The 12,537-nt window shown below is 55.4% G+C and carries 8 protein-coding genes; 2 read left to right on the plus strand and 6 right to left on the minus strand.

The window, feature by feature from the left end:
• Positions 1 to 272: 272 nt before the first annotated feature.
• The 6 genes from ACEWFR_RS11445 to ACEWFR_RS11470 all read right to left on the minus strand — a co-directional run bounded on the left by ACEWFR_RS11445 (position 273) and on the right by ACEWFR_RS11470 (position 8,830).
• Complete coding sequence (locus tag ACEWFR_RS11445; RefSeq protein ID WP_374061148.1) at positions 273 to 809, minus strand: response regulator; 537 nt, start codon at positions 807 to 809, stop codon at positions 273 to 275.
• A gap of 28 nt (positions 810 to 837) precedes the next feature.
• Complete coding sequence (locus ACEWFR_RS11450) at positions 838 to 6,120, minus strand: PAS domain S-box protein (protein ID WP_374061149.1); 5,283 nt, start codon at positions 6,118 to 6,120, stop codon at positions 838 to 840.
• A 96-nt stretch (positions 6,121 to 6,216) separates the two neighbouring features.
• A complete protein-coding gene (locus ACEWFR_RS11455; protein WP_374061150.1) occupies positions 6,217 to 7,263 on the minus strand; it encodes a SpoIIE family protein phosphatase in 1,047 nt (348 codons plus the stop codon).
• Between the two features lie 21 nt (positions 7,264 to 7,284).
• Positions 7,285 to 7,686: an anti-sigma regulatory factor gene (locus ACEWFR_RS11460; protein WP_374061151.1), complete on the minus strand. Its 402-nt coding sequence runs from the start codon at positions 7,684 to 7,686 to the stop codon at positions 7,285 to 7,287.
• Positions 7,683 to 8,051, minus strand: coding sequence for an STAS domain-containing protein (locus tag ACEWFR_RS11465; RefSeq protein ID WP_374061152.1), 369 nt, complete (start codon positions 8,049 to 8,051; stop codon positions 7,683 to 7,685). Before ACEWFR_RS11465 ends, ACEWFR_RS11460 begins: the two co-directional genes overlap by 4 nt.
• On the minus strand, positions 8,051 to 8,830 hold the full coding sequence (locus tag ACEWFR_RS11470; protein WP_374061153.1) for a PAS domain S-box protein: 780 nt from the start codon (positions 8,828 to 8,830) through the stop codon (positions 8,051 to 8,053). The genes ACEWFR_RS11465 and ACEWFR_RS11470 overlap by 1 nt, the downstream gene beginning before the upstream one ends.
• Positions 8,831 to 8,933: 103 nt before the next feature.
• Between ACEWFR_RS11470 and ACEWFR_RS11475 the strand changes: the two genes are divergently transcribed.
• Both ACEWFR_RS11475 and ACEWFR_RS11480 read left to right on the plus strand, forming a co-directional pair.
• Complete coding sequence (locus ACEWFR_RS11475) at positions 8,934 to 10,571, plus strand: bacterio-opsin activator domain-containing protein (protein WP_374061154.1); 1,638 nt, start codon at positions 8,934 to 8,936, stop codon at positions 10,569 to 10,571.
• 136 nt (positions 10,572 to 10,707) lie between these two features.
• Entirely contained in the window at positions 10,708 to 12,384 is a 1,677-nt protein-coding gene (locus ACEWFR_RS11480) for a transposase (protein ID WP_374061155.1), read from the plus strand.
• Positions 12,385 to 12,537 lie beyond the last annotated feature (153 nt).

Below are 12,537 nucleotides of genomic sequence, written 5' to 3' on the forward strand. Positions count from 1 at the left end.
GAGTATTTTTATTCTATCGTGTGAATTATTCACAAGAGTTCCCACAACTCTGGAAGGCTCAATGAATCATAGGAAGTATGCGTTCCGACCACTCCGCAGCGCCTTCGACAGGGACAGGTACCGCAAGCCGCTCTCGTGTTGCCACTTTTTGAGAATCTGCTACGCGTCGTTCCGGAAGAAGCTCGACAGCGCATCAGTGATCGATCCCGGACCGTGAATGAACATCACCATCAGGGCTTCCCGGAGGCACCGATACAAAACACGGGTAAAGCTCACAGGTCACGGAATGCGGCGTCAAAATCATCGTCTTCGAATCCGGCAGAATCGACATCTGCCTGTGCTTGGAGGTCAGCGATCTGGTCCACGAGTCGCCGGTATTCGTCATTCGTCTGGCGTTCCGACTCCGCTATCTCAGTTTCGAGAACCGCCTTCGTCTGAATCAATCGGTAGAGGTCTTCGACCGTCTCATCATACCGCTCCCGGGTTTGCATTCGCTCGACCACGTCACGGATCTCGGCTTCCTCGACCGGTTTGGTGATGTAGTCATCGAATCCCATCCCGATAACGTCGAAATCAGGTGTCACCGCCGAGACCATCACGACACGCGTTCCCAGATCGCGCTCACGGATGCGCTCGAGCACCTCGTCACCAGACAGTCCAGGCATCCGCCGGTCCAAGAGGACGACATCAATCGTGGAATCAGCGATCTCGAGTGCCTCCTCTCCATTATACGCGACCTCGACAGGGTACTCATCCCGGAGCCATGCTGCCATCAGGTCGGCGAGACCCTGATTATCTTCGACAATCAATACCCCTCCCGCGTTGCTCGATACGTCGTTAACCATTGGATTGCTCTGAGTCGATATCCTGCTTGTCGTCGGCCGTCTCTGACGAAGAACGTGGTTCGTCAGTGAACTTGATACCGGTGAATTCGAATCGCGCCCCGCCCTCACTACCGGACGAGGCAGTTACCGCCCAGCCGTGGGCACCGGCGATCTGTTTCACGATATTCAAGCCGAGACCTGTACTTTGATCAGTCGTGTATCCCGGCTCGAAAAGCTGATCACGGTCGCCTTCGGGAAGGCCGGACCCGTCGTCTTCGACGAAAAAGCCACGATCAGAGTCAAGGTCCCCAATTGTAACAGTCACGTCCTCGCCGCCGTGTTCGACCGCGTTTCGGAAGAGGTTTTCCAGTAACTGTCGGAGCCGAGACCGATCTGCCCGAATGGTTCGATCGGTCGTTATGCTAATTTTGCCGTCCTTCGTTTCCACGTTCTGCCAACACTCATCGCCGAGAGCACCGAGAGTGACTACTTCGAGGTCATCGATGGTCTGTCCCGCCCGAGCGAGCGTCAGTAAATTAGTGATGAGTGTTTTCATTCGCTCGTGTGCTTGCTCAATAGGATCAAGATGCTCACTCTCACACTCTTCGCGTGCCAGTTGGAGTCGGCCTTCGGCAACGTTCAGCGGGTTCTGAAGGTCGTGAGACACGACGCTGGCAAAATCGTTCAACCGCTTTTTCTGACGTTTGAGCTTCTGTGTGTTCTGTTTGCGCTCGGTAATATCGCGGCTGATTCCCATGATTCCGATAATCTCTCCGTCCTCGTCACGGTACGGGTATTTGTCATCGAGAAAGACATGCTTCTCGCCATCGATGAGCCGAACCGTTTCCTCAGTTACAGCCTCGCCGGACTCGATAATATGCTCGTCAACGGCTCGAATCTCGGCTGCGCTTTCCGAGTCGAACAGGTCCTCGTCGTGTCTACCGACAATCTCCTCGGGCGTGTGACCGAACAACTCAGCGCCGCTTTCATTAATGAATTGATAGTACCCCTCTGTGTCTTTGATATAGATCGCTTCCGAGGTGTTCTGCACGATTGCCTCCAGTTGCCGGGTTTTCTCTGCTACTTCTTCTTCGCGTGCGACGCGTTCGGAGATGTCCCGGAAGATACCGTATGTGACGGGACCGTCCGGAAGCGAGACCGTCTCGACACTGATTTCGACTGGGACGTGGTCCCCGTTGTCGGTAACTATATGGATGGGTGATCCATCAGGAAGTCGCCGCCTGGTTCCACCCGTTTGAACGTGTTCCTCGAAGAGTTGCTGATAGAGGTCAGCCTGATCTGAGGGATGGAGCTCGGACTGATGCATTCCGATAATTCCGTCACTTGACATCCCGAGCAGGGTTTCGGCAGCGTCGTTTGCCTCGATAATCTCGCCCGTCTCACCATCGGCAACGAACACTGGATCCGGAGCCGCCCCAAGCAACGTTTCATACCGCTCTTTCAACATCGAGAGTTCCCGTTCGCGCTCCCTGCGCTCCGTGATGTCTCTCGTCGCGCCGACCAATTGTGTGACAGACCCATCCTCGATGATCGGGCTCAGCTTCGTCTCCCAGAATCTCGATTCTCCATCAACGGGGATTTCCTCTACATATTGAAGCGTTTCCTGGCGCTCCACACACTCACGGAACCGCGACTCAATATCGGCCCCGGCCTCGTCACCGACCACTTCTCGGGGAGTCTTCCCTGTGACTTCGGCACTGGTACGTCCCGTTGCGTCTTCGTAGCCCTCGTTGACACGCCTGATACGAAACTCCTTGTCAGCGCTAACATCTATGAGAAACAGTGCATCCTGGGTGTTCTGGAACACCATCTCCGCCCGTTCCAGTTCCTGTTCTTGCTCTTTGCGATCGGTGCTGTCGATCCCGGCACCGATAATCCGTGTAGCTGTTCCGTCTTGTTCTGTAACGACTTGGACGCGTGTGTCGATCCACCGGAACCCGCCGTCTTCGTGTGCGATCCGGATTTCCCACTGGGCCGTCTCGCCTTCCTCGATAGCCGCCTCGATGTTTGCTTCGAGTTTCGCCGTGTCATCGGGATGAATCCGGTCAAAGAACGCATCGAACGTTCCCTCGAATGCGCCTGGTTCGAGCCCGAGGATGCGTTCCATCGTCTCGTCCCAGACGATTTCTTCCGATTCTATGTCCCATTCCCAGACGCCTGCATCTGCCGCGTCGAGAGCTACCGAGAGGCGTCGTTCAGCTTGCCTGAGTTCCTGTTCGCGTTCTTTACGATCGGTGATATTTCGCATCGCTAGAACCAGCTGTGTGACTTCGCCGTCCTGAATGAGAGGTGTCAGTTGTACCTTCCAGATTCTCGACCCCTCATCTCCTGGAACCACTTGCTCGAATTCAACCGGTTTCTGAGTCGTCACACACTCGCGGAACTGCGAACGTAGCTCGCCCCCGACCTCGTCACCCAGCATTTCCCGGGGAGTCATTCCAGTTATATTGGGTGTGGTATATGGAGTGAGCGCTTCGAACGCTTCGTTGACGCGATTGAGGCGATACTCCTGCTCATCGACAACGTCTACGAGAACGAGTGCATCCTGGGTGTTCTGGAACACGGTCTCCGCGATTTCCAACTCCCGTTTGCGCTCTCTGCCTTCGGTCACGTCCTGTTGGAAGCCGATGTAGTTGACCACCTCACCGGCATCGTTCCGCACGGGAGCGAGCTCGAGCTTGTTCCAGAACTCCGTCCCGTCCTTGCGATAATTGCGGATGTCGATCGATATCGGTTCCTCTGCCTCGATTGCGTGCCGAATCCTGGCGACTCGGTCCGGATCGGTATCCTCGCCCTGCAAGAATCGACAGTTTCGCCCAATGGTTTCCTCCCGTGAATACCCGGTCAGATCAACGAACGCATCGTTGGCGTAAATCAGGGGGTTATCCTCCAGGTCCGGGTCAGCGATTGTGATACCGATCGGAGCTTTGTCAATCGCCTGCTTTCGCTGCTTGAGTATCTCTTCTCGTTCTTTTTGTTCCGTGATATCTGTTTGAACTGCGACGAATGCATGAATTTCGTCGTTGTCGATAACAGGTGCGACTGTCTGCCTCGCCGTGTACGTCTCTCCGTTCTTGCGACGGTTGATGATCTCTCCTTCCCACACCTCGCCCGCGAGAATGGTATTCCACATGTCCTCAAAATAGTCCTCGGACATTTCTCCGGAGTCCAACACGCGTGGCGTCTTCCCCATGACCTCTGCCCGGGTAAATCCAGTCATCTCCTCAAATGTCGGGTTGACGTACTCGAATCTCCCGTCGGGATCGGTGATGAAGATTGCGTGTCCCGAGGCATCGACCGCCTTCTGGATGCGCTGGAGCTCAAGTTCGCGCTCCTTGCGCTCGGTGATATCTCGACAGACGATGAGATGCATGCCAGGGACAATATCGTTGGTCACCGAGCACTCGACGATTCGTTCTGAACCATCCGGCCGAACCAACGTTGCAGTCTCGCGTTGTAGTCCAGAATCTCGATCATCTCTCGAAAGTTCACGGAAATCAAAACTATCGACGGTAAAGTCGTCGAACGAACGACCCAGTACCTCTTCCTTTGGCAGACCAATGAGGTTGGTGGCACTTTCATTCGCTCGGAGAGTCTGCCCGTCGTCGTCGACAATCACCAGCGTATCGGCTGTTTCCTCGAAGATACGCTGGAATAGATCTCCAGACTGCTGTCTGACCGGCACTATCTCGTTGGTATCGTCGCTCTCCGGCCCCGCTGTGGACTGCGGGAGCGTTATCGTGATTGTCGTACCTTCGTCGGAGGCAGTCGTTTCGATGTCGCCGCCGTGGCCGGTGACGACCCAATAGACCATCCAGAGACCGAGGCCTTGGCCGTGGACCAGCGGCTCTTCAGTTCCAGTTTCGAGGACCCGATATTCCTGCTCGGGGAGTCCCGGACCGTCGTCGGATACCTCTAACTCGATCGTTTCATGGTCGACTTCAGCGGAGACGGTCACCGTGGGGGTTTCTGGGTGCTTGCACGCGTTTTCGATCAACTCGAGGAGCGCCGCTTTGAGGTTCTGATATCCCGATATTGGCACCTCATCTGGTCCAGTGACTTCGATTGAGGCCTCGGGATACTCGCCTTCGATATCCGCATTCACTTCACGGATCAACGTCATCATGTCGAACGATTGGACTTCGATATCTTCTATGAGGAAGGCATCGAGTTCAGTCGATTTCTCGGCGAGCGCCAGGACTCTGTCGATAGCGGAGATGACCGCGCTTCCATCGATCGAATCGTCTTCGAGTTGGTCGACCATCATGTCCGTGTAGCCACGGATAACGGTGAACTCGTTGCGAATGTTGTGTCGGAAAACTCTCAACAGAACTGTGTTGAGCTGCTGTTGGCGGACGAGATTCTGTTCTCGTTTCTTCTGGTCGGTTATGTCGACGACGCCACCTCTGTAGCCCTCGATGCGCCCCTCGTCGTCAGTGAGGGCCGTCACACTGTCAGACACCCATCGGATCTCTCCATCGGCAGTTCGGACGCGATATTCGAACTTATCGAGCTCGCCGACCGACGTGAGGGTTTCAGAATACGTCGCATACGCGTCTGGATCGACAAATACCTCGTCTTCGATACTGTCTACTGCCGCGCACAGCTCCTCGCCACTTTCGTACCCGAGTAGCTCCGCAAACGCCGGATTCGCCATGGCATACTCGTCGAGTGTGTCCGTAGTCGTGTAGATCCCTTCGACGGCGGTTTCGAAGAGCTGTTGATAGCGTTCCTCCAGTTCCGACGCGAGTTGCAGCGTGCCCCTGGTGGTTTTCTCCAGTTCTGCTTGCAGGGCCTCCTTCTCCTCGGTCCGTTGGTCCAATTGCGTGGCTTCGATTTCGCGGCCGAGGAGGCGTGCGACCAGTTCGATGAACATCTTCTCCTCGGTGGTAAACCCGTCTTCCCGGGGAGTTCGTTGGATAAAACAGACTGTCCCGTAGACCTCTCCCCGCACGAACATCGTGGTTCCGAGATAACAGTCGATGTTGTGTTCTTTGTAGGCCGGATCGTTTTGCCATCCCTGCTCTGGGGCATTCGAAATCGCAACGGGCGATGGCTCCTGTACCGTATGGCGACAGTAGGTTTTGCTGCGATCGAGCGTCGTTCCTTCGGGGAGCAACTCGGGATCCTTGCCAACGCTGACGAGTATCTCATCCGTCGTACTGTCGCTGGGATGGCGCTGGATGTGCCCGTTTGTGACTCCAAGATACTCTCTGCCTATTGCGAGGACGCGCCGTTGTTTCTCTTCCAACGACAACTCGGCGTCGTCTATCACCTCGTAGACCTGCTGGGTCGGTGGCGTTTCGTTTGCCGAGTTTCTCTCAGTAGTCATCGGACAGGTCCTCCGGTATGGTTTCGTCAGTCATCTTTCTCAGTGATGCGGTGAATTGCTGTCGGTGACCACGAGCGCTGTGGCATCGTCGTCTGATTTGCCGTATTGTTTGAGCAACCGGTTTGCTATCGCGCCAGCCGAATCCTCTGCATTCCCCCGTATTCCGTCCCACTCCCACCGGGTCGAAACGCCGTCAGAGTACAAAATCATCGTATACGACGGACGCCACTCCCGAGTGACCACAGCGGGCTCTGGGAAGTTGCCGCCGATGACGCCCCGTCGTACGACAAATCCCGTCCACTCCGGACCAGCTACTGTCACGTTGATATTCCCCACGTTGGCAAACGTGAGCGTTTCCTCAGTCCAGTCGAATTTCGCGAGCGCCATCACAACACCGCGAGTCCCATTACAGGCGCGGTCTGTCCCCCGAAAGATCGAATCAAGTGACTGCTCAGCGTGTGACTCGACGTAGTCACGTGCCGTGGTCGATGCTTCGTGTGCCTGAGGGCCATGCCCGAGACCGTCGATAACGCCGACGAGGGTCGTGTCGTTCCACGTCTTGAACACAAATGCGTCACCGTTTGGCAGGTCGCTGGAGATTCCTCTCGACGCGGCTCCAATCGAGGCTGGAATTGGGTTCGTCGCCCTGTGTTCGGGAGTCAGCCATCGATCTGTCACCAGTCGTGTCCCAGTATCTGTGCCTTCGGGTGTCGTGACGGTGAGTTCGTCCATGATCTGGTTGACCGTTGAGAGGTCAAGCCCGAGCGAGTCAGTAGTCGCAGACTCCGTCGTGAACGTGGCTTCGATATCCTGGATTTCGGGAGCGGTAGGATGTGCCTCTAGCCGGATCCCCGTCCGTGAATCGGCCGAGAGTCGTTTTATATAGAGCGTTCCACCACCAGCGTGTTTATGGAGGTTCGCAGCCAGTTCCGCCGCCACGTCCCCGAGATCAGCACGATCGTCGGTCTCGAACCCGATTTTAGCCGCCAACCGTTCGGATGATTGTCGTGCTGTGGCAAAATCGGCTGTTTCGGTAACGTCAACGGTGGCTGCATCAGTGACAACGAAATCGGTCAACTCACTCATCGGTAGAGATTGATCCGGTCATCATTGCCACTTTTTGATAGTGATGGTGGTGCCCTCACCCTGTTCGGTGTCGATTTCCATGTCGTCCATAAGCGTCTGTGTCCCGGACAATCCACGGCCCATACCGTCCGAGGTCGAAAACTCCCCCTCAAGAGCTGCGGCCGAATCGGCAATCCCCGGCCCTTCGTCCTCGAACACGAACGCAAGACCGGTTCGACCGTTCTCTTCGATCTGCTCCCAATCCATGACTCCCTCTCCAGCATATAAATGAATATTCCGGGCGAGCTCGGAGACAGCCGTAACAATCCGGGTAACGTCCGTGGTCCCGAGGCCGAGATCCTCGGCGACGTCTCGAGCCTGCTGACGAGCCTGGAGGATGTCAGCTTCCGAGTCAATCTCAACTCGGCCAGAGATACCCGTCATTGCGAGTCCAAGTTCACCCCCAATAACTCGAATGCGGTATCGGTCGACCGTGCCGTCTCGATGCCGTCCAAATCGTAGCCGAGTTCGACAGCCGTGATTGCGACTTCCGGGCGTATACCTGCGACAACCGTCCGTCCGCCCATAAGATCAATCATCTGGGCAGTCTCCGAGATATGCCGGGCAAAAAACGAATCCATCAACCCGACGCCAGACAGGTCAAGGATAACCCCGTCTGGCTGTGCTGTTTCCATCTCTTCCAGAATGTCCTCTTGCAACTCGTCGACAGCTTGATCGGTCGGATTGTCGGGGAACGTTCCCAACAGGATGTCGTGAATGCGAACGACATTGCCACTGGTCGTCGACATCAGTCGAACGACACCTCCTTAATTTCGAGCGCTGTCTTGAGTCCGTCCTGGAGCGACGAGCGGGTTTCGACATCGAATCCGATTCCGAGCTGGACGAGAGTCTGGGAGATATCCGGATTGAGGCCCGTGATGATGGTTTGACCACCCATCAGTTTGACCGCGTGGATCGTATCGATGAGATGTTGGGCCGTCTGGGTATCGATCGCTTCCGTGCCGGTAATATCAATAATGGCGACTGAAGCTCCTGTCTCGTCAATCAGTTGTAAGAGCTCTTCAGTAAACTGTTCGGCTTGTGTGGAGTCCAACCTGCCGATGATCGGTGAGAGCAGGATTCCGTCCCAGATCTCGACGATGGGGGCTGACAGGTTCTGAGACTCATCGGCCCTAGCCGGCTGACGTTCCGGGTTTCGGTAGCGCTCGGTGATGTCCCGACCGATACTGGCAATCGCTTTGAGACTTCCATCCTCGGTTTCAACGGGAGTCCACTGGAACTCGTATGGGATTCGGTCCCCAGTCTTGGTTTCGAGGACTGTGTCCAGTGTGACGGCCGTCCGATCGTCGGTGATCGTCTCGATAGCCGTGCGCACGTCCTCACGCTCTTTGTCGGGAACGAGACCGGCGGGATCAAGGTTCGCGATCTCGTCGTTGGCGTATCCTGTGACGCTCGTGAACCGATCGTTCCACTCTACGTACTCACCGTCGGGAGTAAATACGTAGAACAGGTCATCCAGTGTGTTGATAGCGTCTGATAGTAGTTCGGGATCCGAAGGAGGAGTCACAGGTACCCTTTCATTCCCCTAATTGATATAACCTTACGCTATCCATTTGGTAGTTATTTAATCTGTCACTAAATACATAACCTTCCGTTGAGAGCGATTATCTATGGCCGATTCGGATTCCCGGGATAGGACCGAGCACAAGTCCCTGTATAAAACCGCAGTAGAGCAGTCACCCGATGGGATATTTGCCCTGACAAACGATTTGGAACTGGCGTTAGTGAATAGACGGATTGAATCATTAGCCGGTGCTGAACAAGAGGAGTTGGTTGGGAGCCACGCGTCGGTTTTCCGCGAGATTGGGCTCGTCGATGAGGACAATTACGACCGAGCAATTGCCGCCTGTAGAACAGTGCTGAATGGTGACGCCGATTCGGAGCACTTCGAAATTCAACTCACGCCACAATCCGACCCGATCACTGCCGAGTATCGGGTCAAACGAGTGTCCCGGGAGGAGGAAAACGCGCTGTTGCTTGGAGTGCTCCGGGACATCACCCCCCGGATTGAGCAGCAAAAACAGATCAAACGCCAACGAAACGAGCTCAAGACGGTTAGTCAAATCCAGTCATTACTCCACGAGATCATGCAATCACTCCCATCAAGCACGACGAGAGCTGAGATTAATCAGGTCGTGTGTGATGAGCTCATTCAATCAAACTTCTATGATGCTGCCTGGATGGGATACAAAGGGTCTCGCGAAGAACAACTGGGAGACATCTATACCGCAGGAGTGGACCCCGATCTCCGAGAGTCCATCACGCCTCGTGACATGGACAGGGGCGGAGCGTCACTTCTGAGCGAGGCGTTCGATACTGAACGCATCCAAGTGATCAGTAGTCCGGCGACGGATCCGCGACTGCCCGATCAATTTCGAGATCGGCTCATCCGCCATGGATATGAATCCCTGATTCTCGTTCCGCTCACAATCGATGATATGTCTTTTGGAGTATTAATGACCGCAACCCATCGAAAGAATGCGTTCATCGGTCGGGAACGGATGGCTTTCGAAGCGTTAGGGAGTATCGTTGAATTTGCGGTGAATGCCGTCGAGAACATCCAATTACTGCAAGGGGCGAAAATGATCGAACTCAGATTCCGGATACAGAAGGGTGCGATCGCTGCAGACATCTCTGATACGTTCGATTGCGAGTGCCATCTCGATGGTATTTCCCCTGCTCCTAACGACAACCTACGATGTTTCTTTTCCGTTGAGGATGCACCCCCGGATGAGATAACTGCTTTTGCGGAACGGCGAGCTGCGGTTCGAAGCTTCGAGGTGATCGACGAGAGGGAGTCGGGTGGGACATTTGAGATTGTCTTGCAAGGGTCACCGTTGCAACCGCTCATTGAATCCGGGATTCCTATCGAGAGAGCTTCAGCGTCAGACGGAACCGCATACATATCAGTTCGGATCGGTGCAGAGAGAGATCCAATTGAGATCCTTGACAGGTTAGAATCGGTCAATCCAGAAATCGAACTCGTGAGTAAACAGTTGGTTGAGGATACGCGTCACCCCGTCATTGAACTCAGAGGATGGGTGGGCGAACATCTCACGACCAAGCAACGTCGGGCATTGGAGGAGGCGTACTTTCGGGGCTATTTCGAATGGCCCCGAGAGAACACTGCAGAGGAGATCGCTGAAGCCCTAGGCGTCTCGTCCGCTACGTTCCACGCTCACCATCGCAAGGCGACTCAGAAACTCCTCTCAGTGGTGTTTGAAAAGAGTCCAGAGCGGGAGATGTAGGTTACCAACAGAGCGGAGACGGAGAACCTGTCCGAACGCTCCCCAACGGGCGATCTATTGGGAAACGCCCTTACAGGGGTGACAGCGCCAGCAGATCCTGGATGTTCTTGAGGTAGACACATTTTCACTACCACTGGTGCCACCGACACAGGCTTCACGACGAGCCGTCTTCCGGACTATTGCGACAACCTCCTATAGCGAGTGGCCTGTCTACGACTCGACGCCGTTGTACGATCGGAATTCACTCGCTGGCCTCGAAGAAGACATCCGAACCGTTGCAGCCACCTGGTTTGACCACGAGGCCCACGACTCCGTCGCCGAGTTTGTTGCTCACTACCCATTGACGTATGTCGAGTTTCACCCTCACGACCGGTATTCGAGAGCAACACGATACGAGATGGCGCAGCTCCTCCGCGCATTCCTGCTCAAGGAAATTCACGGCTGGACCCACGAGACGGCACTCGTCACGTACCTCACCCAACGCCCAGAACTCCGTGCGCAACTGGGTCTGGAGACAGTTCCAGACCAATCGACGCTCTGGCGCAGCTGGCACAAGCGGTTCGCAGCTGACCTTCGCGAGACAGTCGAGACGGCGGCTCGAACGATCCTCATCAAAGCTCAGGATGCGGGTGTCGCGGTTCCGCGTGAACCGACACGAACGCCCCGAGACCACGGGAACGAGTCTGATGAGTCAGACCCGGACGATCAAACTACGTTGGAGCAGGCAGAGAAGATCACCGACCACGTCAGCCGTATCGTTTTCCCGGCATTTTCGCTGGATCGTGGAGACGGCTGTGAGATCCACGAGAACGCCTACTGGGACCTGCAGACGTATCTCGGACTTCGTGAGCGCCTCGCGGCCAACGAGGGCGCTCGTAGCTTCACCTACGAGTCGACTCGAGAGCGGACACCATTGGGTCACGCCCATCGCGAGCAAGTTCGTGACCTCTCCATCGTGAAGATCCGCGAGATGTATCGACAGGCCATCGGAAGGCTTCTGAACGAAGTTGCGGAGACAGAGCAGTTCTTCCGAGCTGGGATTGTTGCAATCGACATTACCGAAGCCGACCCCTTCACCGGTGATCGAACGGGCCACGAAGACGAGATCATCGGGACGAAGGAGAAGACCGATGAGTACGCCTATCAGTGGGCCACCGTCCAGTTAGTAGGGAATGCAGTGCCGATTGTGCTGGACGCACGGCCGGTTCGGAAGGGTGAGCCTCGCTTGGAAATCGTTGAGGACCTCTTGAATTCAGCCGAGGAAATGGTTCACGTTGATAACGTGCTGATGGACCGTGAGTTTGACAGCCAACACGTCCTGGAGATGCTCAGCCAGCGTGGCTTGTCGTATGTCGTCCCCAAACGAATGCAGACCAGCGAAAAAGCGCAGGCCAAGCGCCTCCTCAAACGGGGAAAGGACCGTTACGAAACTGACCGGAAATTGCATCTCGGAAAGAACGAGTGGCACGAGACGACGCTGATCTATCGCCGGAAAAAGAACTCAGAGCACGACGACCATCGACAGTATTCGGTGTTCATGACGAATAGAGGGACTGGGCACCTCACGGAGTATGGCTACCGGTGGGAAATCGAGAGTGGCTACAAGTCGATAAAGCGATTCATGGCGGCGACGACGTCGAAGGATTTCGGGCTCAGGTTCTTCTACTTCGCGTTCGCGTGTCTGTTGTACTCGATTTGGCGGGCAGTCGATCTGCTCGTCCAGGTTGAATTGACCGGGGAGTACGAGCACTCGCCGATCGTGACAGCCGACAATACGCTGACGCTGCTGAAGAAGGAGACTGGAATCGGGTAGAAAGCTCTCAGTCTGGGTTAGCACGACGTCTGAGTGGCTACACTATCCGAGGTCTCGGAAATGCTCCGAATTAGTTTCCAGTTCAACAAGAATACCCGATTGGAGAGGGATCTGAAGCAGGTTCCGCTCATCGATTCGGCTGAAACCACGCAT

The organism is Natrinema sp. H-ect4 (assembly GCF_041894845.1).
Lineage (GTDB): Archaea > Halobacteriota > Halobacteria > Halobacteriales > Natrialbaceae > Natrinema.

Coding starts and splice junctions, on each gene's coding strand:
- ACEWFR_RS11455 (WP_374061150.1), bottom strand. CDS start 7,263: ATGAGTGAGTTGACCGATTTCGTTGTCACTGATGCAGCCACCGTTGAC.
- ACEWFR_RS11460 (WP_374061151.1), bottom strand. CDS start 7,686: ATGACGGGTATCTCTGGCCGAGTTGAGATTGACTCGGAAGCTGACATC.
- ACEWFR_RS11465 (WP_374061152.1), bottom strand. CDS start 8,051: ATGTCGACGACCAGTGGCAATGTCGTTCGCATTCACGACATCCTGTTG.
- ACEWFR_RS11475 (WP_374061154.1), top strand. CDS start 8,934: ATGGCCGATTCGGATTCCCGGGATAGGACCGAGCACAAGTCCCTGTAT.